The organism is Wenzhouxiangella marina (genome assembly GCF_001187785.1).
Classification (GTDB): Bacteria; Pseudomonadota; Gammaproteobacteria; order Xanthomonadales; family Wenzhouxiangellaceae; genus Wenzhouxiangella; species Wenzhouxiangella marina.
Window position 1 is genome coordinate 213,007 of the sequence record NZ_CP012154.1, and the last position, 26,994, is coordinate 240,000.

The following is a 26,994-nucleotide window of genomic DNA, read 5'->3' on the forward strand; positions in this document are numbered from 1 at the left end:
CGCCACCACCGGCCGGACCGACTCGCTGAAAGTTACAGAATGAGTGGCGGGGTACACTAGGCCTTCGCTTTCGACCCGATGAACGCATGCGTATCATTTCCTTCAACGCCAATGGCATCCGCGCGGCCCACCGCAAGGGCTTCTTCGAGTGGCTGAAGACACAGAAGGCCGACTTCGTCTGCATTCAGGAAACCAAGGCCCAGCACTCACAGTTGATCGAGCGGGACTATTTTCCTGTCGGCTATCACTGCTATTACCACGACGCCGAGAAGAAGGGCTATTCAGGCGTTGCACTGTATTGTCGGCAGCAACCGGTGCGGGTGGTCTACGGCCTGGGCTGGGATGAGTTCGATCGCGAGGGGCGCTGGCTGCAGGCCGATTTCGAAGACTTGAGCGTGGTCTCCCTCTACCTTCCTTCGGGCAGCTCGAAGGATGAGCGTCAGCAGTTCAAGTATCGCTGCATGGAGCGACTGCACCCGCATCTGGAAGAGCTCAGCGGCCATGACCGCGACTATGTGATCTGCGGTGACTGGAACATCGCGCACAAGGAAATCGATCTCAAGAACTGGAAGTCCAACCAGAAGAACTCCGGCTTCCTGCCCGAGGAGCGGGCCTGGCTGGACGAGGTGTTCGGCCCCGTTGGCATGGTCGATGCCTTCCGTCGTGTGGATCCCTCCCCCGATCGCTACACCTGGTGGTCACAACGCGGCAGGGCGCGCGAGAACAACGTCGGCTGGCGGATCGACTACCAGGTCACGACCCCGGGCCTGGCCGATCGCGCCCGCTCGGCCGAGATCTACACCGACGAGAATTTCTCCGACCACGCCCCGCTGATCATCGATTACGACGATGCCTGATTCCGCGGCCCGTCCAGGTCTTCGCGACATGCTGCTGGCCTGGAAGGACCGTCGTCTGGGCACGATCTTCGTGCTCGGCATGGCCTCGGGTTTTCCCTGGGTACTGATCGGCTCGGCGATGTCCGCCTGGTTGCAGGAGCTCGGTGTGAGCCGAACCGCGATCGGCTTCATCGGTGGCGTGGCCGTGGCCTATGCCCTGAATTTCCTCTGGGCACCACTGCTCGATCGCTTTCGGCCCTGGCTGTTCGGTCGACTGGGTCTGAGGCGTGGCTGGATCCTGCTGACCCAGTGCCTGCTGGCGCTGCTGACCTTCTCGGTCAGTCTGATCCATCCGGCGGAGCAGCTGCAATTGATCGGCGCGGTGCTGCTGGGCATCGCCATTGCGTCGGCGACCCAGGACATTGCCATCGATGCCTACCGGGTCGAGCTGATCCCGCGTGAGGATCAGGCGCGGATTTCCTATGGTGCAGCGATGGCAACCTCGGGCTGGTGGACCGGGTACGGCCTGCTCGGCGCGCTGCCCTTCTGGCTCGTCGATGACCTCGATGGGGGTTGGACCACGGTCTATCAGGGTCTCTCTCTGGTCTGGCTGGGCTTCATTGCCTTCATCCTGTTGCTGGCGCCGATGCCGCAAGCTCGCATCGAGCGCGCGGATGACGCCGGCGAGCCGCTGGTTCAGCGCCTGTTCCATGTCGTGGTGCTGCCGCTCAAGGACTTCTTCGTACGCAACGGGCTGGCCCTGGCCCTGAGCCTGCTGGCCTTCGTCCTGTTGTTCAAGGTCGGTGAGGCCTTTCTCGGGCGCATGTCGATCGTGTTCTACCGCGAGGTCGGATTCACCAATGAAGAGATCGGCACCTACTCGAAGCTTTTGAACTGGTGGGTGACCGTGGTCTTCGCCATCCTCGGCAGCCTGGTCAATGCCCGCTTCGGCATTCTCCGGGGGCTGGTCGTGGGTGGGATCGCGATGGCCTCGACCAACCTGATGTTCGCCTGGATGGCGGCCGTGGGTCCGGAGACCTGGCTGTTTGCCCTGACCGTGATCGTGGATGGTTTTACCGCCGCCCTGGGGACGGTGGCCTTCATGGCCTTCATCACCCTGCTGACCAGTCACTCGTTCAGCGCGACGCAGTATGCCCTGCTGGCCTCGATCGGCAACCTCGGTCGAACCACCCTGTCGTCTTCATCGGGCTGGGTGGTCGACAAGCTTGGCGGGAATTGGGAGCTGTTTTTCGTATTGACGGCCATGGCCGTCCTGCCCAGCCTGCTGCTGTTGGTCTGGCTGGCGCCCCGGCTTCGGGCGCGCTATCCCGACGCGTTCGGAATCAGGCGCCCGCAATCCCCGCCAAGCTGAGGCCGCGCATTTGTCAGTGCTCGGTCGGTGGGGCATCATGCGGCCAGCACGAGAAAACAAACCTACTGAAATTCAGGAAGATCGATGAAACTCGACGCGCCTTTCATTCGACTGCCCTACCGCTTCGATCCCGAGGCGGTGATGAACGAAATCTCGGCCTTGCCGGAGGATCTCTGGCAAGACCATCCGCGCGGCTGGGAGGGGCATCAGGCCCTGGCCCTGGTCAGCGCCGAGGGCGAATCGGACCTCAAGCGTCTGGATGGGGAGATGAAGGCCTGCGAGGCCCTGGATCAGTTGCCGTCCGTGAAGCAGCTCATGGCGGCGCTCGATACGGTGATCGGTCGGGCGATGCTGGTGCGGGTCGAGCCGGGCAAGGCCGCGGAGATGCTGATCGACGCGGGTTCGTACTGGCACCGTCGAGTTCGAGTCACCCTGCCCGTGCAGTCCGGGAAGGGCGTGCGCTGGCAGGTGGGTGAGGCCGAGCAGGAGATTCCGGCGGGTCAGGCCTGGCTCCTCGACGGCTGGAGAGGCTATCGACATCGCAACGAGGACGACCAGGCCCTGATCTATCTGGTCATCGACACGGTCGGGTCGGCCTCCTTCTGGTCCATCGTCAACAGCGCCGATCGCCCCCTCGACCCGGAGCGTGCCGAATCGATGAGCCCGCGGCAGATCGGCCTGAAGGGTGGCGGGCGCGAGCTGGAAACCGAGGTCGTTCGGGTCGCTCGGGTGATGTCCCCCTGGGAGCTGGAAAGCCTGATCAATGCGGTCATGCAGGACCTGCGCTCCGTAGTGGCCCCGGACCAGCCTCACCTCCCGAAACTCGAATCGGCGCTGAACCAGTTCATGCGTCAGTGGCAGGGCGTGCACGCACGTCACGGTGAGGACGAGGCCGGTGATCCGGCCTACAAGCAGGCCCTCGAACAGCTGGTCGCTCAGGCGGCCATGTTCTCCGGTGCATGGAAGCTGCCCAACGGCCTGGACGCGGCGGAACTACTCTATCGATCGGTGGTCCTGGACGCGCTAAAGGATGCCGAGGGCCAGCCCGTGGTGATCCTTCCGCCCGGCGCCAAGGAGCGCCAGGCTCAGGTAGCCCGTCAGCGCCAGCAGCAGAATGCTGCCGCCGCCACTCAGGCGCCTGCCGCCGCACCCCAGGCCGCTGCCCAGACGCCAGCGCCTCAGGCGGCCCCTGCACAGCCCCTGCGTCAGCCGCCCGCCGCGCCGGCCCAGGCGGCCGGCCAGGCGCCGGCCCATGGCCAGGTCCAGCCAGGGCAGGCAGGTACTGCGCAGGATCCGAACCAGTCACCGCTCAGGAGCGTGCACACCAAGAGCATTCCCGAGCTGCTGCGCCAGGCCGCCAGCTCGGTGCTGGTGTCGACCTACCAGGCCGGCAAGCTGGTGGTGCTGCGCGAGGACCAGGGCAACCTCAATACGCATTTCCGGGTTTACAACCGACCCATGGGCATGGCCTGCGACAATGCGCGCCTGGCCCTGGGTACGGCGATCACCGTCGAGTACTACCGCAACATGCCCGAGGTCGCGCGCAAGCTGAATCCGCCGGGCAAGCATGACTCGGCCTTCCTGCCGCGCCATGCCCACATCACCGGCAACATCGACATCCACGAGATGGCCTGGGCCGGGGACGAACTCTGGGTGGTCAATACACGCTTTTCCTGCCTGTGCACCCTCGACAACGAGCACAGTTTCGTACCGCGTTGGCGGCCCTGGTTCATCTCCGGTTATGCCGCCGAAGACCGCTGCCATCTGAACGGTCTGGAAGTGGTCGATGGCAAGCCGAAGTACGTGACGGCCCTGGGCACGGCCGACACGGCCGGCGGCTGGCGCGAGAACAAGGCCGGTGGCGGGGTGCTGATCGACGTCGAGAACAACGAATTCATCTGCCGCGGCCTGTCCATGCCGCATTCGCCGCGCTGGTATCAGGACAAGCTCTGGGTGCTGGAGTCGGGCAACGGGTCGCTGGCCACGGTCGATCTGGAAACCGGTCAGCTCGAAACCGTCGCCGAGCTTCCGGGCTTCACCCGCGGTCTGGACTTCATCGGTCCCTACGCCTTTGTCGGCCTGTCCCAGGTGCGCGAGTCGGCCGTGTTTTCCGGTATCTCACTGACCGAGCGGGTCAGTGAGCGCAGCTGCGGCGTCTGGGTCGTCGATATCCGCAACGGTCAGACCGTCGGTTTCCTCAAGTTCGAAGACGCAGTGCAGGAAGTCTTCGCGGTCTCGATCCTGAAAGGCATCCGCTTCCCCGACGTGCTCGGTGGCGCCGACCCGGCGGTGGGTATGAGCTACGCCCTGCCCGACGAGGCGCTGAAGGACGTGGTCCAGCCCACCGCTCAGCCTGCCCAGGCCCAGGCGGCCGCGCCCCAGTCCGGCGACAGCGGCAGCGCCTACTCCAGCGGGGATTGATCCCGCTCGATCGGAAGCTCAGGGCAGGCCGCGGCGGCCGAGCATGACCTGGGGTTGTTCCCGGGCCAGCGTGGCCAGCTGCTCGTCGCTGAGTTCGTCGAGCATGCTTCGCCACCAGTCCATTTCGACGGCCTGCAGCGCCAGCTGCTCCTGATTGCGCTGTTCGATCAGGGACAGAATCTGCCCGCGATCGGCATTCTGCAGAGCGGTCATGAGGGCGCGCTGGCTCTCCATCATCTGCTGGCGAACGGCCTGGCGTTGGTCCTCGACCTGGGCCTGCATGCTGTCGAGCCGTTCGATCTGCGCTTCGCTCAGACCCAGGCTTTCCTGCAGGTCCTCACGGCCCCACCAGCGCGCCCGCTCCAGCATCCGTTCGCGCATCCGCTCGCGCGGGTCCTCGGACTGGCCGGCTTCGCGTTCGGCCATCATCGCCTGGCGGCGTTCGCGCATCTGTTCGCGCATGGCCAGGCGGTCTGCATCCTCACCGGCTTCGGCGGTCGCCTGGCGGCGTGCCTCGCGACGTTCACGCATCGCCTCGATCAGCGCTTCGCGCTGTTCGGGGTCGCGCATCGCTTCACGCAGGGCCTGCGGATCGCTGGCCACGCGCTCGATCGTGTCCTGGGGGCTGGCTTCGGTGACTTCGATCTGTTCGGTCGGCTCGTTCGGCTCGGTCGTGGTTTCGGGCTCGGGCTCGGACTGACAGGCGATCAGGCAGCTGACCGCAATCAGACAGGCCATCGAGTTCTTGAACATCGTGTTTACCTCGGTCGAGTCAATGACGAAAAGGAAGACCCCGGCAGTGTAGCCCACCGGGGTCGATGGGTTCACCGGGTCAGGGCTGCTCGAAGCGGTCCTGGAAGATGCCATCGACAACGAATTCGAAGGCGCCCATGTCGGCTCGGCCGGCAAACACGCGAGGGAATGGGTCGCCTCGCTGGTCGAACTCCACCGAGGTGGCTGGATTGGCCGCGTTGAAGGCCGGTGAGCCCGAACCAATGGCTCGCGTCAGGGTGGCCCCACCGTTGGCCGCCAGGATGCCGAGCTGCGGATCGAGGCCGATCACGTTGCCGGTGCCGGCGGGCACATTCGCGCCCGGGGTCTCGATCAGGGAGTAGTCCACCGAGGCGGTGGCGCCCATAGCGCCAGCCAGGTCGACCGTGCCTCCTGGGCTGAGGTTGTCGCCGAAAATGCTGTTGCTGATCACGCTGCCGTTGACGAGGTAGCCGCCGCCGGGGTTGTCGGTGACACCACGGAGGATTGGCCGGTCCATGTCTCGTGGGGCGCCGCCGGTTGCCGTATTGTGACTAACGGTCAGGAAGTCGAGTTCGGTGTAAGCGACGTAGAGGCCACCCGCCGTGTTGGCCGTGTTGTTCGTGATTGTGGAGTTGAAGATGTTCGCTTCATTTCCGAGCAGGCCGATGGCCGCCAGGCCTCCGGCCACAGTGGCGGTGTTGTCTGTCACGGTGCTGTATTTCAGGGACTGATTCTGCTGGCGCATGAAGATGCCGCCGACGAGGTTGGCGGAGTTCGAGGAGATCGTGGATTGGGTGATGATGGCACCTTCGTTGGGGTTGCCTCGGGTCAGCAGGCCACCCCCCTGGTAGGCCGTGTTTCCACGGACCTGGCCGCCGACCATCAGCAAGGTCGCTTCGTAGGCCAGCACTCCACCGCCTAGATTACTCCCGATGTTGTCCAATACATCCGAGTACTTGACCACGGCCGCGCCGCCGTAGATCGAAGACACGCCACCCCCGTTGAGCGCCGAATTGCCGCTGATCACTGAATCAATGGTCCCGACAACGCCATTGTAGCTGGGGCCTCCGCCAAGGGGGCTTTCTTCCCGCGGCATCACCGGCGCGGGGAAGAATCCGCCCAGCAGTCCACCGCCCAGGTCGGCGGCGTTTCCGCTGATGATCGAGCTGTCCAGCAGCACGGCCCCGTACTGGTGGGCGAATCCAGCGCCACCGTAGATCGCCGTGTTGTTGGACAGGACATTGTTCGGGCCGTTGATTTCCGCACCGTAGATGGCCGATACCCCGCCGCCCTGACCGGTGGGCTGGGCCGCACCGCGATCGCCGAACGGCGCGGCGGCTCTCGGAACGACCGGCAACGGTTCGGCGACGTTGTAGACGACATCGGAATAGGTCAGATCGACCGTGCTCTCGTATTTCGCGCCGAGACCGCCGCCTTTGCCTTCGGTGGAATTATCAGCGATGTAGCCATAGCTCATGAGCAGGTTGCCCGGGCCGGTCAGGCTGAAATTGGGTGCTCCGAACGGCTGCTCCGAGTCCGCCGTGGCCGCAGCCCCTGCAGCGATCGGCGTGGGCGCGGGGTAGCCGATGCCGACCTGGATGCCGCCGCCCGTGTAGACGCCTTCATTGCTGTCGATGGTCGAGCCGATGAGCTCGGCATAGGATTGCGAACCCACTACCAGGCCCCCGCCCGCCAGGGCGAAATTGCTGGTGATGGCGCTGCTGTTCAGGCTCAGATCGGACAGTCCACCGACGCTGATCGCGCCGCCGAACAAGGCGGAGTTGTTCAGAAAGCTCGACGAGGTGATCGAAGCGGTCGAACCGACCAGCGCGATGGCGCCGCCGTAGGCCGACGCGTTATTGCTCTGGAAGCTGCTGCCGGTGATCGTGACCTGGCTGTTGACGGCCAGTACGGCACCGCCGAAGGCGTTGGCCGAGCCGCGTGGTGCCATGCCACCGGTGACCTCGTTGTTGTAGAACAGGCAGTCGTCGATGCTCAGGATGCCGGTCACCGAGGTGATGGCGCCGCCATAGGCATTGGGGCCCGAGCTGTTGTTCGAAATCTCGCAGTTGCTCAGGCTGACGTTGGCGCCGATGGACACCAGGGCCGAGCCACCGTAGGTGTCGTTGGTCGTACCGTCGACCAGGCGCACCCCACTGATGCTGGCCGAAACAGCCCCGGAGGCCACGATCGCCCGACCCGCATTGTTACCGCTGATGGTCAGCTGCCCGGGGCCCGGGCCGGTGATGCTCAGGTCGCTGATGATCGGCAGCGGAACACCGGCCAGGGTGATCGTGCCGTTCAGACCGGGCTGAAACACGATCTCGTCGGCGCCGCTTCCTGAAGCGCAGCCGGCCGTGGCCGAGTCGCCGTTGGCCGAAGCGAGCGCGTCGCGCAGCGTGCATTGGCCGGGAACACTGCCGTCGGCCAGGGTGGTGACGGTGATGGTGGCCGCCTGCAGCGTGGAGGCGCTCAGGGCCAGGCCGATGGCAGCGGTGAGCGGTGCGACGGTCGGAACCATGCGCTCCTGAACCTGATACTTGATGCTGTGCATATCCAACAACCCTCGAAACAAGTGATTCCCTGAACCGGGACTTGTATCACATTTCGGCGAAAGCTTCATTCCAGCCGGCGGGTGGCGCTCCCGCCGATTGTCGGTCGGGAGCACTCGGGCCGCGGGGTCAGGGTTGCTCGAATCGGTCCTGGAAAACCTCGTCGAAGAAGAGCTCGAAGGCACCCATATCGGCTCGGCCGCCGAACACGCGTGGGAAGGGTTCACCACGCTGGTCGAACTCGACCGTGGTGACCGGGTTGCCCGCATCGAGAGCCGGCGACGTCGCACTGAGTGCTCGGGTTCGGGTCGGACCGCCGTTGTCGGTGAGCGGACCGAGTTCCGGGTCGAGCCCGGTCAGGGTGCCGATCCCCGGCACCACCTCGGCGCCCGGAGTCTCGATCAGGGAATGCTCGATGGTGATGCCGGCCGCTGCGGCCAGCACGTTCAGGTCGATGGTCCCGCCTGGACTGGTGTTGTCGGAAAAGATCGAGTTGCTCGAAATGACATTCTGCAACAGGAAGGCGCCGCCCGGGATTTCCCCGGTTCCCATCGGTTCGCCGCCGGGACCAAGTCGAGGCGTAGGTGCACCCGTCGAGACGTTATGGCTGACGGTCGTGAAATCGAGCGTCGCGCCTACGGCATAGACGCCGCCCACGATCTCGGCGTTGTTTCCGGAGACGGTCGAGTTGACGATGACGATGCCGTCGGGGGCGCCGGGCGAATAGGCAACGACGCCGCCGATGGTGAGCGCCGTGTTGTCGGCCACCGTGCTGTACTTCAGTTCAGCGGAACTGCCCGCCAGATAAAGACCACCGGCGACTGAGGCGCTATTGCCGATCACCTCGGAACGGCTGACGACGGCGCCTCCTGAAGCCCCGTTGTGAAACAGGCCTCCGCCACGCTCCGCGGTGTTCTCGACCACCTGGCTGCTCACCGTAGCGAGGTAGCTCTGATAGGACAGCAAGCCGCCACCCCATTGATTGGCGGTGTTGTTGCGAACCTCGCTGTACTTGACGACAGCCAGGCCGTCGAAGATCGAACTAACGCCGCCGCCATTGTTCGCCGTATTGCCGCTCACCTCGGAATAGATCACACCGATCGCGCCGTTGTAGGGTGCCGCGCCGCGCGATCTGACGATTGGATCGCTGCCTGCAGCGGGTGGCGGATTGAAGAATCCGCCCAGCAGGCCACCTCCGACGCCGGCCTGATTTCCGCTGATCAGTGAGTCGAGCAGAGCCAGGGATCCGTTCTGGAAGGCGGCGGCACCACCGCCGTAGGCCGCGTCGTTGTATCCGACATCCACATAGGCCGCCTGCACGTAGGCGCCTTCGATGGCCGACAGGCCGCCGCCGACCCCCTGATATGCCCCTCGGCCTGCCGGCAGGGCGTCGCCCAGGCGCGGCACGATGCCGGGCAGTGCATAGTTGAGCGCGACCTGCGTGGAGGACAGTTCCACGGTACTGTCGTACTTGGCCGCCAGGCCGCCTCCCGTCCGGGTCGTGCCATTCTCGCCGATGGTGCTGTCGACGACCGTGAGCGTGCCCGGGCCGGTCAGTTCGGCCGTCGGGCCACCACCGAACAGCGTGTTGCCGCCTGCCGGCGCCGACAGCGGCATCGCCGGCACGTAGCCGAAGCCGACCTGCACGCCGCCGCCCGTTTCGACGGCGTAGTTGTTGGTGACTTCGACTCGGGTCAGATCGGCTTCCGACTGGCCGCCGAGGATCAGGCCGCCGCCGGCCTGGGCCTGGTTGCCGCTGATCTGTGAATCGGTCACGGTCGCCAGCGAGTAGCCGCCCAGGACGATGGCGCCACCGATCAGGGCCTGATTGCCGGTAAAGCTGGAATTCGAGATATCGACCAGGGAACCGACCGAGTTCAGGGCGCCGCCGTACTGGTCGGACAGGTTGCTGGAAAAGGTCGAGTTGCCGATCGTCAGGGAACTCCCGACGGCGAGGACCCCGGCGCCGAAGGCGGTCGGCGGGCTGCCCCGAAGGATGCCGCCAGCCACGGTGTTGTTGCTGATCGTGCAGGCGTCGATGCTCAGCTCGCTCTGGTAGGCGGTGATCGCGCCGCCGAGGGCATCCATGCCCGATGCATTGCCGCTGATCGTGCAGTTGCTCAAGCTGAGCGTCGCGTTGAGGGCGACGAGCGCGGATCCGCCGTAGACCTCGTTGGTGTAGCCATTGCTCAGGGTCAGGCCATCGATCGAGGCGGACGGGGTCGCCTGGGCCGCGAACACGCGATCGAGGCCGTTGCCGTCGATCGTGAGCAGGGCCTCACCGGGACCCTGGATGCTCAGCTCGCTCCCGATCAGTAGCGGTCCGCCCGATAGGGTCAGTGTGCCCACGAGTCCGCCCTGGAAGACGATCTCGTCCGGGCCGCTACCGACGGCGCAAGCCGTGGTGGAGGAATCGGTGTTGGCCGAGTGCAATGCATCGCGGAGCGTGCACTCGCCCGGCACGCTGCCATCCGCGAGCGTGGTCACCGTGATGGTGGCAGCTTGCAGGTTGGAAGCCCCGAGGGCGAGGCCGATGGCGGCGGTCAATGGGGCAATGGTCGGGCGCAACTGCCGGCCCAGGGCATACTTGCTTTGCTTCATGTCGAATGGGCGTCGCGCCGGATGAGCCGACGCTCGCGGATTCCTCGTTGGTGGTTGGCTCCCTGCGCGATCCCTTTTAGCACACCCGAACCCGGCCAAAAAATCCAAGGAGGTGCCCGGCCGGCTCGCGGGCGGCACGGGGCGCTGGCGTCAGGGCTGCTCCTCGAAGCGATCGCTGAACAGCGGCACGGGCGTCTGTTGTTCGTAGGCGCCCATGTCCATGGCATCGCCGATCAGGCGGGCAAAGGGAGCGCCGCGCTGGTCGTAGGGGGTGGGGCCAAGACTGGTCGAGCCCGCATCGATCGCCGGGCTGCCCGCAAGGATGGCATGGGTCAGCGTTGGTCCGCCGTTGTTCGCCAGGGGCTGCAGTTGGGCGCTCTGATTGAGGACGTTGTTGCCGACATCGACGAGCTGGCTGTCGCTCGTGTCGGAAATCAGGCTGAAGGAAGCGCTCACGTCCGCCGTGTTGGTGCCCAGGATGTCCGGCCCTTGAGTGGAGGCCGCGTTGTCACTGATGATCGAGCCGAGTACGGAGGTGCGTGATTCATACTTGCCGTAGTTGTAGATGCCGCCACCGTTGGGTGCAGTATTGAAGGCCACGGTGCTTTCGACCACGGCGACCGGGCCCGAGCCGTAGTGGAAGATCCCGCCGCCCGCGATCGTGGCCGTATTGCCCGAAATCGTGCTGGCGATGAACCAGCAGGCCCCCTCGTTCTGATCCAGGGCCGCCCCGGCGCCGTCGCTCGCCTGGTTGTTGCTGATCTGCGAGTACTTGACGCGACAGGGCGGTGTGCCGGCGCCGGCGCCGGTCCAGTCGACGTTCAGGTACAGGCCGCCGCCTGACTGGCTCGCTCGATTCGAGGACAGCACGGACTCGAGCACGGCGAACTCGCCAGGATTGCCGTAGAGGTAAAGCGCGCCGCCCTTGCCGTCGCTGCCGAGGGGCTGAGCACGATTGTTGCTCAGAACGCTGCCTTCGAGGGTGATCTCGGCCAGGGCCTCCGCAAAAATGAAGGCCGCTCCGCCGCGGCGTCCAGCCTCGTTGTTGCTGGCCTGAAGACCTCGAATGGACAATGCATTGCCGTCCAGGTCGGCGGTCATGAAGCCGCCGTCGTTGACTGCCGTGTTGCCCAGGGCTACGCCCTCGCCGACGGTCACCGTCACGCCGGTCTGCGCGTTCATGAACAGCGCACCGCCCGAGTCGCTCGCGCTGTTGTCGTAGAACCGGTTGTAGAGCACGCTGGCGCTCATGTCTCCCGTGTTCTCGAAAACCACCATGGCCAGGCCGCCACCGTTGGGCGCCGAGTTCATCTCGAACAGATTGTCTCGGATGTCGAGGCTGCCGGTAGCGCTGCCAAGGGTCGTGGCGGTCATGCCGCCGCCAAGGCCGCTGGCGGAGTTGCCGGTGAAGACCGTGTCCTGGACCAGGGCCTCGTTGGCGCGCAGAAACAACCCGCCGCCGCTGGCGCCCTGGTTACCGTCGAAGACGTTGCCGATCAGGGTGAAGGGATTCGGGCTGCTCAGGAACGCGCCGCCGCCATTGTTGCCTGCCACATTGTCATAGAAGGCGGTGCCCGTCACCTGCACCACACTCCCGTTGACCCCGAAGCCGCCGCCTTGGAACCCGGCGGTGTTGCCGGTGATGATGGAATCCTGGATGGTCAGACTGCCGATGGTCTCTGGCCGGTGGAACAGGCCGCCGCCGTTGGCCGTGGACGCGTTGTTGCTCAGGCGCACACTATTCAGGGTCAATGCGCGACAGGCGCTGAAGATTCCGCCGCCGTCGAAGACGTCCGTGTAGCCGTTCGCGATCGTCAGGTTGTTGATCGTCACGCTATCGGCCGGTGCATAGATTCCCAGCACCCGGTTGCTGACGCCATCGGCAGGGCGGATCTCCAGCTGGTCCATGCCGGGGCCATTGATGATCAGATCCGAGCTGATGGTCAGCAGACTCAGTCCCGGCGTGGCCTGTAGTTCGATGACGCCACTGATGCCGGCGAACTCGATCGTGTCGCTTCCGGCCTCACCGGCCGCGCAGCCCGCGTAGGCCGTGTCCTGATTGGCAGCCTGGATCGCCGAGCGCAGGGAGCAGGTTCCTGGCGCGTTGGTATCGGCCAGCGTGTCGACCGTGATCGTCGCGGCCTGGAGCTGCTGGGCGGCCAGGGCCAGGCCGACGGCCGCGGTGAGTGGGGCGGCGACCGGGCGAACCCGATGCTGGAGGGCGTACTTGTGACTGCGCGTCATGCGATTCCCCTTGGCTGATAGGCTGCGCCGGACCAGGGCGCCGGTTTGAGTAGTATGGTTCGACACGCGCGTGAACAGCAAGCCATGTCGCAGATCATGAGCCGCGGTGTGCCCGGTGCCCGTTCAGGGCCCGAGTGTAGACGGACGCCGACGAGTCGAAAGTGCCTCAAGGCTGTTGTTCGAAGCGGTCCCGGAGCATTGGGTGAGCGTCCGCCACTCGAAGGTTCCAGCGAGAGACTCACTCGCTTGAACAGCACAAGCCCGGGTCGGTAATCAGTAATGCCGGCTTCTGTCGGCCATCAGAAGCGTCAACCCGCAAGTCCTGTTCAGGCGTGGAAAACGACGCCCAAACGTAGCGGATGCGATGCCCCGGTGATCGCCGGCGTTGGGAGTGCTCGTTCGGCCAGACGCTCGCGGGCCAGCCAGGCGAAGAGGATGGCCTCCACATGATCGGCGGGCAGGCCGTGGGCATCCGTGGCTTCGATCGGGCAGCCGGGCAGGCGGGCGGTGATGCGTTGACAGAGATCGGCGTTGTGGACGCCGCCCCCGCACAGCAGAACCCGGTCCGGGGCCAGTGGTCGGACCTGATCGGTGAGGGTCACTGCGCTGAACTCTGCCAGGGTGGTCTGGATGTCCTGCGGTCGCTGCTCGGCCCAGACGGGTAGCCGCTGCTCGAGCCAGCGGGTCGAGAAGTACTCGATGCCGGTGCTCTTGGGTGCGGGTTGCGCGAAATAGGGGTCCATCAGAAGGGAATCCAGCCAGGCCGATTCGACTCGGCCGCCGGCCGCCCAGGCGCCGGAGCGGTCGAATCGCCCGGAGTGGTGACGGCGGTACCAGAGGTCGAGAAAACAGTTGGCCGGCCCCGTGTCGAAGCCCCGGGTCGGCTCGCCGGGCGTGAGCTCGGTCAGGTTGGCGATGCCGCCGAGGTTGACCACCACCCGGCGTTCGTTGTCGTCGCGCAATACCGCATCGTGGATCAGCGGCGCCAATGGCGCGCCCTGACCGCCGGCGGCGACATCGGCCCGTCGGAAGTCGGCGACCGTCACGATCCCGGTGCGCTCGGCAATGCGGTGCGGGTCACCGATTTGCAGGGTGTGGGGCGGCTCGGCGTCGACGCGGTGCAGCACGGTCTGACCGTGGGAGCCGATGGCGGCGATCTCGGCGGGTGTGCGGCCTGCGCGTTCGATGATCGCCAGCGCGCTATCGGCCAGGCGGTCACCCAGGAGCGCATCGAGCCAGGCGAGGCGAGCCACGGGAAAGGCGTCGGGGTCCTGTCTCAGAGTGTCGAGCGCCCCGCGCGGGGTTTCATCGAACTCGAAGGTGTCGGCAGCGAGGAGCTCGGGTGGGTCGGCTTCCAGATCGACGAGCACGGCATCGATGCCGTCCATGCTCGTTCCGGAGATCAGGCCGACGAACAGCCCTGGTTTCAGCACTGCGTGGCCTGGCAGCCCGCACCGTTCTGCTGTGCCAACTGGACCTGTGCCGCGGCGTCGAGCAGCTGCAGCTGGGCCAGGAGCCCATCGCCGTACGCCTGGAAGCGTTCCATCAACTCGTCCGGCAGGGGATTGGCCGGCGGCAGATCGACGGTGCGCGGGTTGCGGTGCACCCCGTTGAGCAGGAACTCGTAGTGCAGGTGGGCGCCCGTGACCCTTCCGGTGGCGCCGACGCGACCGATGGTCTGACCCTGGCGGACGCGATCTCCGCGGCTGACCTGGCGACGCGAGAGGTGCAGGTACTTGGTGACGATGTTGTTGCCGTGCTGGATGAACACGTAGTGGCCATTGATGTTGTTGTAGGCCGACTCGATCACCCGGCCGTCCCCGGCCGCCCAGACCGGCGTGCCGACGGGCGCCCCGTAGTCGGTGCCGTTGTGCGGGCTGACGCGGCGGGTGACGGGATGAAAACGTCGCGGATTGAAGTTGGAGGTGACGTAGCTGAAGTTCAGCGGTGCACGCAGGAAGGCCTTGCGCATCGGACGCCCGTCCGGTGCGAAGTAGTCCGGGCCGTCGCCCGCATCGAAACGGATTGCTTCGAAGGGTTCACCCTGATTGACGAAGCGCGCGGCCAGAATGTCGCCATCGCGCAGGAACTCGCCGTCACGATAGACCTGTTCGTAGACCAGGGCGAAGCGGTCGCCGGAGCGGATGTCGAGGGCGAAATCGATGTCCCAGCCGAAGATCGCGGCCAGGCGCATGGTCATGTTGTCGGACAGGCCGGCGTCCTTGGCGGCGTTGAACAGGGAGCTGGTGATCAGGCCGCTGGCTTCGACGACGCGGCGCTCGAGTTCGCGATCCTCGATACGGCTGATCAGCTCGTCTTCTTCGCGCTCGATATAGAGCCAGCGCTGCTCGTCGAGTTCGGCGCGCAGGGCGCGTAGCTCGCCCTCGGCGTCCAGGTCGAAGGCGAATTGATCGCCGGGCCGGATGTTCGCGAGACCGGCGGTGTGTTCGTCGAGATTGACGATGCTGTGCAGCAGGCTCGGGCCCAGGGAAAGCTCCCGGAAGATGCGGTCCAGGGTCTGACCGGGGCGGACCTCGACCAGGGTCCACTCACGGGCCGGGGGCAGATCACCCACCGGAATCGGCAGGGGCATGGATGGCTCGGCGGCGGGAGCATCGCTGGCGCTGCCGATCGATGTGGGCTGCGGCGGCAGGGTCAGGGCGCTGGCATGGATCGTTGCATCGGCACCGGACTCGTCGCCACCGATCAGGCCGAGGAGGCCCGCCACCAGGATCAGTGCGCCGGCGCTCGCGGACCAGCCGGGGTGGGCGCGGAGCGCTCGCATCAGGCCCTGGACAGGTGGCCGGGTGGCGTCGAGCAGCTGCTCGAATCGCGCCATCGTCGTCTGCCCCGCCGGGCGACGGCGCGGCCGGGCCATCGGTTTTCTCGTCATCGAGTGAGGAATCGTTGCCAAAAACTCGGTAACATTATCGAGTTCCGGCCTTTGAAGTCAATCGGACCGGGGCATGGCCCTTGCTCGCTTCCCGCCTTCCATTCGCCTCAGACAAGCCAAGATCGTGACTGATATCCAAGAACTGACCCGTGGTGCGGCCGAGATCATTCAGGCCGACGAACTCAAGCAGCGCCTGTCCGCCGGCCGCCCCCTGCGCGTCAAGGTCGGCTTCGACCCGACCGCGCCCGACCTGCACCTCGGTCACACGGTCATCATCAACGCGATGCGCCGCTTCCAGGATGCCGGCCATACGGCGATCTTCCTGATCGGGGATTTCACCGCCATGATCGGCGACCCGACGGGCAAGAACGTCACCCGCAAGCCCCTGAGCGAGGCCGAGATCCGGGCCAACGCCGAGACCTATGCGGAGCAGGTGTTCCAGGTTCTGGATCGCGAGCGGATCGAAGTCCGCTTCAACTCGGAGTGGTTCTCGGGCATGAGCGCCGCCGACATGATCCGCCTGTCTTCGCAGCACACGGTGGCTCGCATGCTCGAGCGCGATGACTTCGAAAAGCGCTACCGGGCCGGTCAGCCGATCGCCATTCACGAATTCCTCTATCCGCTGGTCCAGGGGCAGGATTCCGTGGCCCTGAAATCCGACATCGAGATGGGCGGCACGGACCAGAAGTTCAATCTGCTCGTCGGTCGCCAGCTGCAGAGCCAGGCCGGGCAGAAGCCGCAGATCATCATCACCTGGCCGCTGCTCGAGGGCACGGATGGGGTGCAGAAGATGTCCAAGTCCCTGGGCAATTACATCGGCATCACCGAGCCGGCCGACGACATGTTCGGCAAGCTGATGAGCATTTCCGATGAGCTCATGTGGCGCTATTTCGAGCTGCTGAGCTTCCGCTCCAGCGGCGATATCGAGGGCCTGAAGCAGGCCGTGGCCGAAGGCCGCAACCCGCGCGATGTGAAGTTCGAGCTCGGCATCGAAATCGTCGATCGATTCCATGGCGCGGGCGCCGGTGCCCAGGCGCGTGACAACTTCATCGCGCGCTTTCGGCAGGGCGAGATGCCCGAGGACATCGATCAGAAGCGCCTGGAGGCGGGTGCAGACGGGCTGGGCATCGCGGCGGCGCTGACCGCCTGCGGTCTGACGGCCTCCAATTCCGAAGCCTTCCGCATGATCCAGCAGGGTGCCGTCAAGATCGACGGCGAGCGGGTCGAGGATCGCGCCTTGATGCTGCAGGCGGGGTTCGAGGGGGTTCTGCAGGTCGGCAAGCGGCGATTCGCTCGCCTGATCCTGAAGTGATGCCGACGATCTGCCCCGCCGGTCCGGCGAGGCAGATCGACTTGTCTTCGCTCAGTCGAAGTCGCTGATCAGGCAGTCGCGCACCGGGCCTTCCAGCTCGGTCGGTCCATGCGGATAGGCGTCATGGTGCACGCCGATGAGGATCCTGGCCCCTGACTTCATGGCGGCGATCATCTCGGGGGTGAACTCGAAGCGGGCGAAGTGAACGGACGAGGTCTTGTCTTCCGTCGAGCGTTCCAGGTCTTCGTTGCAGATCGCGTGTACCGGTTCGAATCCCTCGACCTGAACGTTCAGGGTGTCTTCGATCCCGACCAGCTCGGCGAGGCGCTTGCGGCGCTCTTCGATGTCCGGGTACTCGATCATCACCGTGGCCTTCCAGTTGCTGCCATCCGGAATCAGTGCGTTGTAGGTATCCAGCTCTTCCTGAATGCCTTCGGCCTCGAAGATACGCTCGATCCGGAGCATTTCCTGGATCTGGTAGCGCATCGTCTTCTCGTCTTCGAAATACAGGGTCAGGTTGGGGCCGATGGGAACCTGGCGCAGCTTCTTGTGCGCCATGATCTCGGAACGCAGGCGGTCACGCTGTTCCGCGTATTGCTCGAGCGAGAGGAGGTCGTCACGGGTCAGTTGCTTGCTCATGGCGGTTTTCCGGGTTTCTCTCTTTGGTTTCAGGGCTGCCGCTTGCGGGCTCAACTCAGGCCGTACGCCATTCGCAGCAGCGTGATCGGATTGGTCTGCGGGTTCTTCATCTCCAGCTCCTCGGCCAGGTGCGTGGCCGCCATGGGGCAATCGGAGACGAAGTAGTCGAAGGGCTTGCGCTTGATGCGACTGACCGTTCCACGCGCGATCTTTTTCGACAGGGCGTGGGTCTCGGTCTTCACCCCGTAGGTGCCATCGTGCCCTGAGCAGCGTTCGACCGGCGTGATTTCCGTGTCCGGCGCGAGGCTCAGGATTTCCTTGGTCTTGCCGCCGATGTTCTGTACGCGCTGGTGGCAGGCCACGTGCCAGGCGACCTGGCCCAGGCCGGTCTTGAATTCCGTGTTGAGCAGGCCGGCCTTGTGGCGCAGGGCCAGGTACTCGAAGGGGTCGTAGAAGTGCGCCTTCACCTTCTGCACCTGCTCGTCCTGGGGGAACATCAGCGGCAGCTCCTGCTTGAACATCAGCACGCAGGAGGGAATGGCGGCGATCAGGTCGTAGCCTTCGTCGACCAGCCGTGCAAGCTCCGGAATGTTCTGGTTCTTGGCCTTGGTCACGGCCTCCAGGTTGCCCTGCTCGTAGCGCGGCATGCCGCAGCAGGTTTCCTTGGCGGCCAGCACCACCGGAATTCCGTTGTGCTCGAGGACCTTGACCAGATCCGAGGCGATGTCCGGCGTGTTGACGTTGCAGTAGCAGGTCGCGAACAGCGCCACCTTGCCACGGGTCGGAGCCGCTTCACGCGCCTCGATGGCCGGTGCCTGATGCTTCTTCATCCGGCGCCGGAAAGTGTCGCTGTGGTACTCGGGGACGCAGGCGTCGCGGTGCACGCCCAGGGTTTTCTCGAGCGCCTTTCGCATCGAGGGGGCGCGGTTGGCCGCATTGACCGTCTGCGCCACGACCGGGATGCTCGCCAGCTTGCCCACCGCCGTGGTCGAGGCCAGGATGCGGTGCTTGAGGGGTGGCTTCTTCTGCTTGTAGTAGATTGCCTTGGCGCGCAGCATCAGGTGCGGGAAATCGATGTTCCACTCGTGCGGCGGCACATACGGGCATTTGGTCTGATAGCAGAGGTCGCAGAGGTAGCACTGGTCGACGACCTTGCGGTAATCGGCCTTGTCCACGCCGTCGACTTCCATCGTGGGCGACTCGTCGACCAGATCGAACAAGACGGGGAAGGACTCGCAGAGACTGACGCAGCGACGGCAGCCGTGGCAGATGTCGTAGACGCGCTCCAGTTCCTTGTTGAGCGATTCCTCGCTCCAGAAATCCTCGCTCTGCCAATCCAGGGGATGGCGAGTCGGGGCTTCCAGGCTGCCCTCGCGGGCGAATTCGGTGGGTTGTGACATCGGCGATACCCCGGATCAGAAATGATGAAGGCGCAAAAACGCGAAGCCGGGCATGGTCGCCGGCGACGCGCAATCAGAGCGGTTCAAGAAAAACGGGGCGCCGAAGCGCCCCGTTTCCTGGGTCTTACATTTCGTCCAGGGCTTTCTGGAAACGATTGGCGTGCGAGCGCTCGGCTCGGGCCAGGGTTTCGAACCAGTCGGCGATCTCGTCGAAGCCCTCGTCGCGCGCCGTCTTGGCCATGCCCGGGTACATGTCGGTGTACTCGTGCGTTTCGCCGACGATGGCGGCCTTCAGGTTGCTGGCGGTGTCACCGATCGGCTCGCCGGTGGCCGGATCACCCACTTCTTCGAGGTATTCCAGGTGGCCATGGGCATGACCGGTTTCGCCTTCGGCCGTCGAGCGGAACACGGCAGCCACGTCGTTGTAGCCCTCGACGTCCGCACGCTGTGCGAAGTAGAGGTAGCGACGGTTGGCCTGGGACTCGCCCGAGAAGGCTTCCTTCAGATTCGCTTCGGTCTTGCTTCCTTTCAGTTCCATCCTGCTCTCCTTGGATTGTATGCGGGTTATGGATTCTTCTCTCCAGACGCCCGAATATAGCGCAGCTGTGTGAACAGTTGAAATCGCTCGATTCAATGCCTTCGATAGGCAGGTTCTATGGCTCTATCTCTTCGGTCCGAGCAGAAGCCAGAAGATCAGCCCGAGCACCGGGAACAGGATCAGGATCAGGATCCAGAGGAATTTGGATACCCCGCCCGCGTGGCTCTGGGCGGTCTTGATGATGGCCCAGATGACCACGATCAGCCAGATGACACTGAGCAGACTGACGCCGAGCGCGCCGAGACCGAACAAACCGGTCATTTCGAGACCCATGGGTCGACTCCTTGTTATTTGGTTTGATTGCGCATCCCTGGCATCGGAACCGGGATGAAGCGCACAGATGGTAGCGCAAGCCGAGGCCTCCGCCCACTTGTCATCGAGAGCAGCTTGTGGCAGATTTAGGCCATGAATTCTCGACCCCTCAACCGTCGCTCTGAAGCGCGTTCGCGACGTCGAGTCGCTGCGTGCGAGCCGGCCGGGTCGTGAATCGGGAATCGACGAACCACTGAAGTCGATTAGGAGCCCCCGAACGTCGAACCCAGCCAGCGCGCTGGGTTTTTCATTTTTACGGACCGCTGCGCCTTCGGCGGCCGAGCATGGATACCAACAAGATGCGTCATTTCCTGACCACCGAAGACTGGACGCGGCCGGAACTGCAGGCCTTGCTCGATGCGGCCGACGACCTGCGCCGTCAGCCCGTCAATGATCAGCTGCGCGGCAAGACCATTGCGCTGATGTTCCTCAACCCCTCCCTGCGTACGCGCAGTTCCTTCGAGATCGGGGCCTTTCAGCTCGGCGCGCACGCCGTCGTGCTGGAGCCCGGAAAGGCCGCCTGGGGGATCGAGTTCGAGCGCGGTGTGGTGATGGACGGGGACGCCGAGGAGCACATCGCCGAGGTGGCCGGGGTGCTGTCTCGCTACTGCGATGCGATCGCCCTCCGGGCTTTCCCCCTGTTCAAGGATTGGTCCCATGATCGGCAGGATCCGGTCATTCGCGCGCTGGCCGAATACGCGTCGGTGCCCGTGATCAATATGGAGACGATCGTCCATCCCTGCCAGGAACTGGCCCTGATGCGTACCATCCAGGATCATCTGGGGGCGCCCGACGGAAGGAAATTCGTGCTGACCTGGACCTGGCATCCGCGGCCCCTGAACACCGCCGTGGCCAATTCGGCGCTGCTGATCGCGACGAAGTTCGGCATGGACGTGACCCTGCTGGTCCCCGATGACGCCTACCTGCTTGACGAACATTTCATGGACGCGGCGCATTATCAGGCGGAGTCTTCCGGTGGCCGGTTCAACATTACCCACAACATCGAGAAGGCCTACACGGACGCCGACTTCGTGTACGCGAAGAGCTGGGGCGCCCTTCCTTTCTACGGTCGTCCGGAAGAGGAGGCCCAGCTTCGTGCACCCTACAGGCACTTCATGGTCGATGGCGCCAAGATGGCCCTGACCCGGAACGCGCGCTTCAGCCACTGTCTGCCCCTGCGACGAAACGTCAAGGCCAGCGATGAGGTGATGGATGCCGATTACTGCGTGGCCATCGACGAGGCCGAGAACCGGCTGCACGTGCAGAAAGCGCTGATGACGGCGCTGTTGAACAACCAGGAACAAGGCGAAGGAACGGATTGATGGCTGACAAACAAACGGTGGTGCTGGCGTTTTCCGGCGGTCTGGATACGAGCTACTGCGTGCTGGCCCTGAAACAGCAGGGCTTCGAAGTGCATACGGCCTTCGTCGATACGGGTGGTATTTCCGCCGAGCAGAAGCGATGGATCGCCGATCGTGCCGATGCCCTCGGTGCCGCAAAGCACCACGAGCTCGACGCCTCGGAGCCGCTCTGGGACCAGTTCGTGGTGCCTCTGCTCTGGTCCGGTGCGCGTATGCTGGAGCAATACCCGATGCTCTGCTCGGATCGCTATGTGATCGTCGAGCAGTGTCTGCGGCTGGCCGACGAGTTGGGCACGACGCACTTTGCACACGGCTGCACGGGCATGGGCAACGATCAACTGCGATTCGATCAGTCGGTGCGCTCCCTGGGTGACTATGTCATTCACGCGCCGATCCGCGATCTGCAGCGCGAGACTCGCAACGTTCGCGCCCACGAGCTGGAGCTGATGGCCGCCGCCGGTATCGAGGTGCCCGAATCCTCCAGCCGTTACTCGATCAACGAGAACCTGCTGGGTGTGACCCTGTCCGGGCAGGAAATCGACGAATTCGGAAAGCCCGGAGACGACACTCATGTTTGGTGTCGGCCCCGCGCCGATTGGCCCGAGGCGCCGCTGGAGCTGACCATCGGCTTCGAGGCCGGCCGGGCGGTGAGCCTGAACGATCGGCCGATGCAGGGCCCGGCCCTGCTGGCCGAGCTCAATCGTCAGCTTGGGGCCTACGGGGTCGGGCGGCACATCTACACCGGCGACGTCTCGATCGGTCTGAAGGGCCGGATCGTATTCGAATGCCCGGGCGTCGATGGCCTGATGATCGCCCAGCGCGCGCTCCGCGAGGCGGTCAACACCCGCCTCCAGAACCAGTTTCATCAGACCATCGCCCAGCGCTGGGCGGAACTGGTCTACACCGGCTTCTTCTTCGAGCCGCACAAGTACGATCTCGAGGCCTATCTGGAATCGGCGAATCGCTACGTTACCGGTGTCGTTCGTCTGGCGACCCATGGCGGCAGCGCGACCGCAGTTTCGGTGGGTTCGCGCTACCTGCTCAAGGACCCGAACTCGGTCTATGCGCAGTCGGCGGGCTGGACCCCGGAAGAAGCCGAGGGCTTCGTCAAACTCATTGGCCAGTCATCGACCCTCGCCGCCCGGGTCAGAAAACCGGCGTCATGATAGAACCAAGAAATTTCCATGTCGCGAAGCGGCGAAGCGGCAAAGCGGCAAAGGTTCAAAGCGGGTTGGTGCTTTCCCTTTTTTCCTCTTCTTCGCTGCTTTGCTGCTTTGCGACCAGAAGATTTTGGTTTTGAACAAGTCCGAGACAGGTCTGAAGTAATGGAACGGCTTCTTCATCATCTGGCCAGGCTGGTCGAGTGCGACAGTCAGAATCCGCCGCGCGCGTTCGGGCCGGGGGCGTCGATGTTCGAGCACTGTCGACAGGTGCTCGAGGCGCGGGGCTTCGGGGTGGAGGTGGCCGATTTCGGCGACGGGCACGTGAACCTCTATGCTCGCCGGGGGCGGCCGGAGCTGCTGTTCAACTGTCATCTCGATACGGTTCCGGTCGGTGAGGGTTGGACCCGCCCTCCGCTGGAATTGAGTGTCGAAGGGGATCGAGCCTACGGTCGCGGCGTCTGCGACATCAAGGGCGCGGCCGCCGCGCTGCTGACGCTGGCCGAGGACAGCGATGCGGACATGGCCCTGCTGTTCTCCAGCGACGAGGAAGGCGCGGGCAGTTGCTGCGTGCGCCGCTTTCTGGAGTCCGAAAGCCATCGAGGTTACCGTCAGGTGGTGGTCTGCGAGCCGACCGGCTGCGAAGCGATTCTGGCGCATCGAGGCTTCCTTTCGGTCAAGGGGCACTTCGCTGGTGTCATGGGGCATTCGTCCGAGTTTCGAGCGCTGGCAGACAACGCGAATCATCGCCTGGCCCGCTGGACCACGGCCGCCCTCGCCCACTGCGAAAGCGAAGCGGCCGCTGGCCGGCCGACCTGCTTCAACCTCGGGCTGGTCTCCGGAGGCACGAAGTCCAACGTCATCGCGGGCGATGCCCGACTGCACTATTCGGCGCGACTCGGGCCTGGGCAGTCCAATGAGGCCCTGTTCGACGCGCTGAAGGATCTGGCCGGTGCCGACGCACATGCCAGCTGGGAGATCCCCTTTGCCGGTCCACCCTTGCCGGCCGCGGGTCAGAATGACGAGGCGGCCCGTGAGTTCTGTCTTGCCCATGACCTGGAGATCGGCGAGCCGGTGGGCTTCTGGACCGAGGCCTCGCTGTTCTCGGCCGCTGCCTTGCCGGCCCTCGTGTTGGGGCCCGGGGACATCGCCCAGGCGCACGCGGTGGATGAGTGGGTCGAACTGGCGCAGCTTCGGCAGGCGCATGAAATCTACGCAAGGATGATCGGCCATGGCTGAAGTGCGTCGTACCGTGATCGAACTGCTGGGCCAGCTTGGCTCCAGCCGGGAAGCCCGGCAATACCTGAAGCAGTTCTCGCGCATCGAGGAAACCCGCTTTGCCGTGGTCAAGGTCGGCGGCGCGGTCATGCAGGACGATCTGGATGAGCTGGCGGCCGCCCTGGCCTTCCTGCATCGGCTGGGTTTGACGCCGATCGTCCTGCACGGCGCCGGCCCCCAGCTGGACGAGGCCATGCAGGCGGCCGGCGTGCCGGTGGAGAAGCGCGATGGTCTGCGGGTCACCACCGAAGAAGTCATGGCGGTTGCCCGGCCGGTGATCTATCGAGCCAATATGGCCCTGGTCGACGCGCTCGAGGCGCGCGGCGTGCGTGCGCGCGGCATTCTCCACGGGGTCTTCGAGGCCAGTCTGGCCGATCGCGAACGCCTTGGCCTGGTCGGCCAGGTCGAGCGAGTGGAGCTCGAGCCCGTACGCAAGGCCATTCAGGCCGGAGCCTTGCCGGTAGTGGCTTGCCTGGGCGAATCCCCTTCCGGCCAGGTGATGAACATCAACGCCGACATCGCCGCGCGCGAACTCGTGTGGTCGGTCAAGCCGCACAAGGTGATCTTCCTGACCGGCACCGGTGGCCTGCTCGATGGCAGCGGTCGGGTGATTTCCGCGATCAGTCTGACCACCGACTACGAGCATCTGCTCGCTCAGCCCTGGGTGCATTCGGGCATGCGGCTGAAGCTCGAGCAGATTCATGACATGCTGGAAAAGCTTCCGCCGGATACGTCCGTGTCGATCACCTCCGCGGCCAATCTGACCCGCGAGCTCTTCACGCATACGGGCGCGGGCACCCTGATCCGCCGAGGAGAGCGGATCGACTGGTTCGACGCCATTCAGGACTCGCTGCGCGCGCCACTGCAGCGCCTGCTCGAGCAGAGTTTCGGTCGTCAGCTCAAGGCCGACTGGCTGGCTGGCCGGAAGGTCCTGGGTCTGTTCTGGGCCGAAAGCGGTCGAGCGGCGGCCCTGATGACCGAGGGCGTCGACGGGATTCCCTATCTGGACAAGTTCGTGGTGACCCCCGAAGCACAGGGCGAGGGCCTGGGTGCGGCGCTATGGCAGGCCCTGCGGCAGCGATTTCCGAGGGTCTACTGGCGAGCCAGGGCCGGTAATCCGATCGCCGGCTGGTATTTCCAGCAGGCGCACACCACGCATCGACACGGAGAGTGGGTCGTCTACACGATCGGCATCGAGGATTTCGGGCTGCTTGGATCAGTGGTCGAGGACGCCCTGGGCCGGAACTCCGGCTGGGTCGATTAGGGAGGAGAGAACGTCATGCAGGATCGTGTTGCGAGAATCATCCAGGGGCGGGTGGCGCCATGAGGCGGCTGGCCCTGATCGGAGGCCGCGGTTATACCGGCTCGGAGTTGTTGAAGCTGCTTGTCGATCACCCGGGCATCGAACTGGCGCTGGCCTCCAGTGGCAGCCAGGCGGGATCCCCGATCCGCGAGCAGGTGCCGAACTGGCCGGACCCGGATCGGACCTACACCGCCCTGGCGGTGGACGAGGTCGCTCGGGTCGACGCGGAAATCTGGGTGCTGGCCCTGCCCAACGGCAAGAGCGCGCCCTGGGTCGAAGCCATCGAGAAGGCGCATCCCGACGCGTTGATCCTGGATCTCGGTGCAGATTGGCGTTTCGACGAGGCCTGGGTCTACGGCCTGAGCGAGTGGAATCGCGATGCCCTGGTCGGTGCCCGTCGCATCGCCAATCCCGGCTGCTACGCGACGGGCGCCCAGTTCGGCCTGTTGCCGATCCGCGATTGGCTGGTCCGTCCGCCGGTGATCTTCGGCGTGTCCGGTTTCAGCGGCGCCGGCAGGACGCCTTCGCCGCGCAATGATCCGGATCGCCTGCGCGACAATCTGATCCCCTACTCGCTCAGTGGCCATGTTCATGAGCGTGAGGTTTCGACGCGCCTCGGTCGACCGGTTCGCTTCCACCCGCACGTCGCACCGTTTTTCCGCGGTATCTCCCTGACCATGGCCATCGATCTGGCCGATCCGACCAGCGGGGCCGAGTTGCTTGCCCATTTCGAGGCCTGCTATGCGGGTGAAGCCCTGGTTCGCGTCAGTGAAGCCATTCCCGAAATCCGCGACGTGGCCGGCACGCCGAGCCTGGCGGTTGGGGGTTTCACGGTCGATGAACGCAACCCGCACCGAGCCAGCCTGGTCGTCGTGCTGGATAACCTGCTGAAGGGCGCGGCGAGTCAGGCGCTGCAGAACATCAATCTGGCATTCGGGCTCGATGAGCGATCGGGGCTGGAGTTCATTGACTCCTGAAAGGAGCGCCCGATCGGCGCCGGGTCCACGAACAAGCAACTGGAGCAAGCCGTGAGTGATTACATCTGGAAGAAGGCATCGTCCGCAGAAGTGGATGGGCGCGTCATGCGCTTTCTTGCCGGAGAGGACGTGGTGCTGGACCGGGAGCTGCTTCCCTTCGATATTCGTGCCAGCCGGGCGCATGCCCAGGGCCTGGCGAGGATCGGCGTGCTCAGCCAGGAGCAGGCCGACGCCATGGACGACAGCCTCCGGACTCTCGCACGACGGTTCGAGGATGGTGAATTCGTTCTCGATAGTCGCTACGAGGACGGGCATTCGGCCATCGAGGCCTGGTTGATCGAGTCGCTCGGTGACATCGGCGCCCGGATTCATGCCGGGCGAAGTCGCAACGATCAGGTCGCGGTGGCCCTTCGTCTCTACATGAAGGATCGCCTGGGTCGTCTGGCCAGGGCCTGCGAAGCGATCGCCGCCGTCTGCCTGGACCGTGCGGAACGGGAGGCCGATCAGGTGCTGCCGGGGCACACGCATCTGCAGCAGGCGATGCCGTCGAGCCTCGGGCTCTGGTGGGCGGGCCATGCCGAGGCCTTCATCGATGATGTGGCGCTGGCCAGGCAAACAGCGGCCTGGCTGGACGCCAGTCCTTTGGGGACCGCTTCTGGCTTCGGCGTCAATTTCCCGCTGGATCGGGACGGTGTGGCCGCGGATCTGGGATTCGACCGCCTGGTGGTCAATCCCCAGTATGCCCAGAACAGTCGAGGCAAGGTCGAGCTTCGGGCCCTGGATGCGCTGGCGGCCGCGACGTCGGACCTGCGTCGGATCAGCTGGGACCTGAGTCTCTTCGCCAGCCAGGAATTCGGTTTCGTACGCGTGGACCCGGCCTTCTGTACCGGATCGTCGATCATGCCGAACAAGCTCAACCCGGATACGGTGGAACTGCTGCGCTCCCTGCACGCGGTCGTGGTCGGTGCGCGCATGGAGCTCG

Annotated in this window: 20 protein-coding genes (1 of these 20 only partly in view); 10 read left to right on the plus strand and 10 right to left on the minus strand. The window is 64.9% G+C overall.

Translation table 11 applies throughout. The features are described 5' to 3' along the window. Window positions 1-86 precede the first annotated feature (86 nt). The 3 genes from WM2015_RS00840 to WM2015_RS16315 all read left to right on the plus strand — a co-directional run bounded on the left by WM2015_RS00840 (window position 87) and on the right by WM2015_RS16315 (window position 4,629). Complete coding sequence (locus WM2015_RS00840; RefSeq protein WP_049724264.1) at window positions 87-857, plus strand: exodeoxyribonuclease III; 771 nt, start codon at window positions 87-89, stop codon at window positions 855-857. After that, a complete protein-coding gene (locus WM2015_RS00845) occupies window positions 850-2,208 on the plus strand; it encodes an AmpG family muropeptide MFS transporter (RefSeq protein ID WP_183971458.1) in 1,359 nt (452 codons plus the stop codon). The genes WM2015_RS00840 and WM2015_RS00845 overlap by 8 nt, the downstream gene beginning before the upstream one ends. Before the next feature lie 84 nt (window positions 2,209-2,292). Then, the gene (locus WM2015_RS16315) at window positions 2,293-4,629 is read left to right on the plus strand and encodes a TIGR03032 family protein (RefSeq protein ID WP_281173126.1); all 2,337 of its coding nucleotides are present in this window, start codon (window positions 2,293-2,295) and stop codon (window positions 4,627-4,629) included. A gap of 18 nt (window positions 4,630-4,647) precedes the next feature. Here WM2015_RS16315 and WM2015_RS00855 read toward each other — a convergent pair whose 3' ends face one another. From WM2015_RS00855 to WM2015_RS00880, 6 genes are all read right to left on the minus strand, one after another. After that, complete coding sequence (locus WM2015_RS00855; protein WP_156200733.1) at window positions 4,648-5,382, minus strand: hypothetical protein; 735 nt, start codon at window positions 5,380-5,382, stop codon at window positions 4,648-4,650. Between the two features lie 79 nt (window positions 5,383-5,461). Further along, the gene (locus tag WM2015_RS00860) at window positions 5,462-7,936 is read right to left on the minus strand and encodes a CSLREA domain-containing protein (protein ID WP_049724266.1); all 2,475 of its coding nucleotides are present in this window, start codon (window positions 7,934-7,936) and stop codon (window positions 5,462-5,464) included. Window positions 7,937-8,063: 127 nt separating this feature from the next. Further along, window positions 8,064-10,535 carry a CSLREA domain-containing protein gene (locus WM2015_RS00865; RefSeq protein WP_049724267.1) on the minus strand — a complete coding sequence of 824 codons (2,472 nt, stop codon included), beginning with the start codon at window positions 10,533-10,535 and terminating at the stop codon, window positions 8,064-8,066. A gap of 150 nt (window positions 10,536-10,685) precedes the next feature. Beyond that, window positions 10,686-12,779 (minus strand): CSLREA domain-containing protein, encoded by a 2,094-nt coding sequence (locus WM2015_RS00870; RefSeq protein WP_049724268.1) that lies wholly within the window; start codon window positions 12,777-12,779, stop codon window positions 10,686-10,688. A gap of 326 nt (window positions 12,780-13,105) precedes the next feature. Further along, on the minus strand, window positions 13,106-14,212 hold the full coding sequence (locus WM2015_RS00875; protein WP_245609788.1) for an anhydro-N-acetylmuramic acid kinase: 1,107 nt from the start codon (window positions 14,210-14,212) through the stop codon (window positions 13,106-13,108). Then, the gene (locus tag WM2015_RS00880) at window positions 14,206-15,672 is read right to left on the minus strand and encodes an OapA family protein (RefSeq protein ID WP_211260947.1); all 1,467 of its coding nucleotides are present in this window, start codon (window positions 15,670-15,672) and stop codon (window positions 14,206-14,208) included. Before WM2015_RS00880 ends, WM2015_RS00875 begins: the two co-directional genes overlap by 7 nt. A 124-nt stretch (window positions 15,673-15,796) precedes the next feature. Between WM2015_RS00880 and tyrS the strand changes: the two genes are divergently transcribed. Next, window positions 15,797-16,984, plus strand: coding sequence for a tyrosine--tRNA ligase (gene tyrS / locus WM2015_RS00885; protein WP_245609789.1), 1,188 nt, complete (start codon window positions 15,797-15,799; stop codon window positions 16,982-16,984). A gap of 51 nt (window positions 16,985-17,035) precedes the next feature. Here the strand turns inward: tyrS and WM2015_RS00890 are convergent, their stop codons facing one another. The 4 genes from WM2015_RS00890 to WM2015_RS00905 form a co-directional block, all read right to left on the minus strand. Further along, entirely contained in the window at window positions 17,036-17,623 is a 588-nt protein-coding gene (locus tag WM2015_RS00890) for a DUF3501 family protein (protein ID WP_049724270.1), read from the minus strand. Window positions 17,624-17,673: 50 nt separating this feature from the next. Continuing rightward, on the minus strand, window positions 17,674-19,023 hold the full coding sequence (locus WM2015_RS00895; protein ID WP_049724271.1) for a heterodisulfide reductase-related iron-sulfur binding cluster: 1,350 nt from the start codon (window positions 19,021-19,023) through the stop codon (window positions 17,674-17,676). Window positions 19,024-19,147: 124 nt separating this feature from the next. Continuing rightward, entirely contained in the window at window positions 19,148-19,561 is a 414-nt protein-coding gene (locus tag WM2015_RS00900; RefSeq protein ID WP_049724272.1) for a rubrerythrin family protein, read from the minus strand. Window positions 19,562-19,684: 123 nt separating this feature from the next. Then, window positions 19,685-19,894, minus strand: coding sequence for a PLDc N-terminal domain-containing protein (locus tag WM2015_RS00905; protein WP_049724273.1), 210 nt, complete (start codon window positions 19,892-19,894; stop codon window positions 19,685-19,687). Window positions 19,895-20,217: 323 nt separating this feature from the next. On the opposite strand from WM2015_RS00905, the gene WM2015_RS00910 reads away from it, so the two are divergent. The 6 genes from WM2015_RS00910 to argH form a co-directional block, all read left to right on the plus strand. Further along, a complete protein-coding gene (locus WM2015_RS00910) occupies window positions 20,218-21,255 on the plus strand; it encodes an N-acetylornithine carbamoyltransferase (RefSeq protein WP_211260948.1) in 1,038 nt (345 codons plus the stop codon). After that, window positions 21,255-22,460: an argininosuccinate synthase domain-containing protein gene (locus tag WM2015_RS00915; protein ID WP_049724274.1), complete on the plus strand. Its 1,206-nt coding sequence runs from the start codon at window positions 21,255-21,257 to the stop codon at window positions 22,458-22,460. Before WM2015_RS00910 ends, WM2015_RS00915 begins: the two co-directional genes overlap by 1 nt. Before the next feature lie 159 nt (window positions 22,461-22,619). Further along, the gene (locus WM2015_RS00920; RefSeq protein ID WP_049724275.1) at window positions 22,620-23,693 is read left to right on the plus strand and encodes an acetylornithine deacetylase; all 1,074 of its coding nucleotides are present in this window, start codon (window positions 22,620-22,622) and stop codon (window positions 23,691-23,693) included. Further along, window positions 23,686-24,996 (plus strand): acetylglutamate kinase, encoded by a 1,311-nt coding sequence (locus WM2015_RS00925; protein WP_049724276.1) that lies wholly within the window; start codon window positions 23,686-23,688, stop codon window positions 24,994-24,996. Before WM2015_RS00920 ends, WM2015_RS00925 begins: the two co-directional genes overlap by 8 nt. A 59-nt stretch (window positions 24,997-25,055) precedes the next feature. Beyond that, entirely contained in the window at window positions 25,056-26,012 is a 957-nt protein-coding gene (gene argC, locus WM2015_RS00930; protein WP_049724277.1) for an N-acetyl-gamma-glutamyl-phosphate reductase, read from the plus strand. Between the two features lie 51 nt (window positions 26,013-26,063). Continuing rightward, window positions 26,064-26,994, plus strand: the 5' portion of a protein-coding gene (gene argH, locus WM2015_RS00935; RefSeq protein WP_049724278.1) for an argininosuccinate lyase. Its footprint extends 371 nt past the window's final position; 931 of the gene's 1,302 nt are visible here — the first part of the coding sequence; its start codon is at window positions 26,064-26,066; the stop codon falls past the right edge of the window.

Bases quoted from the DNA above. Each gene is read 5' to 3' on its own strand.
- WM2015_RS00920 (WP_049724275.1), top strand. From the start codon at position 22,620: ATGGAACGGCTTCTTCATCATCTGGCCAGGCTGGTCGAGTGCGACAGT.
- WM2015_RS00860 (WP_049724266.1), bottom strand. From the start codon at position 7,936: ATGCACAGCATCAAGTATCAGGTTCAGGAGCGCATGGTTCCGACCGTC.
- WM2015_RS00925 (WP_049724276.1), top strand. From the start codon at position 23,686: ATGGCTGAAGTGCGTCGTACCGTGATCGAACTGCTGGGCCAGCTTGGC.
- WM2015_RS00915 (WP_049724274.1), top strand. From the start codon at position 21,255: ATGGCTGACAAACAAACGGTGGTGCTGGCGTTTTCCGGCGGTCTGGAT.
- WM2015_RS00890 (WP_049724270.1), bottom strand. From the start codon at position 17,623: ATGAGCAAGCAACTGACCCGTGACGACCTCCTCTCGCTCGAGCAATAC.
- WM2015_RS16315 (WP_281173126.1), top strand. From the start codon at position 2,293: ATGAAACTCGACGCGCCTTTCATTCGACTGCCCTACCGCTTCGATCCC.
- WM2015_RS00840 (WP_049724264.1), top strand. From the start codon at position 87: ATGCGTATCATTTCCTTCAACGCCAATGGCATCCGCGCGGCCCACCGC.
- argC (WP_049724277.1), top strand. From the start codon at position 25,056: ATGAGGCGGCTGGCCCTGATCGGAGGCCGCGGTTATACCGGCTCGGAG.
- WM2015_RS00845 (WP_183971458.1), top strand. From the start codon at position 850: ATGCCTGATTCCGCGGCCCGTCCAGGTCTTCGCGACATGCTGCTGGCC.
- WM2015_RS00905 (WP_049724273.1), bottom strand. From the start codon at position 19,894: ATGGGTCTCGAAATGACCGGTTTGTTCGGTCTCGGCGCGCTCGGCGTC.
- WM2015_RS00880 (WP_211260947.1), bottom strand. From the start codon at position 15,672: ATGACGAGAAAACCGATGGCCCGGCCGCGCCGTCGCCCGGCGGGGCAG.
- WM2015_RS00910 (WP_211260948.1), top strand. From the start codon at position 20,218: ATGGATACCAACAAGATGCGTCATTTCCTGACCACCGAAGACTGGACG.
- WM2015_RS00895 (WP_049724271.1), bottom strand. From the start codon at position 19,023: ATGTCACAACCCACCGAATTCGCCCGCGAGGGCAGCCTGGAAGCCCCG.
- WM2015_RS00870 (WP_049724268.1), bottom strand. From the start codon at position 12,779: ATGACGCGCAGTCACAAGTACGCCCTCCAGCATCGGGTTCGCCCGGTC.
- WM2015_RS00900 (WP_049724272.1), bottom strand. From the start codon at position 19,561: ATGGAACTGAAAGGAAGCAAGACCGAAGCGAATCTGAAGGAAGCCTTC.
- WM2015_RS00855 (WP_156200733.1), bottom strand. From the start codon at position 5,382: ATGTTCAAGAACTCGATGGCCTGTCTGATTGCGGTCAGCTGCCTGATC.
- WM2015_RS00865 (WP_049724267.1), bottom strand. From the start codon at position 10,535: ATGAAGCAAAGCAAGTATGCCCTGGGCCGGCAGTTGCGCCCGACCATT.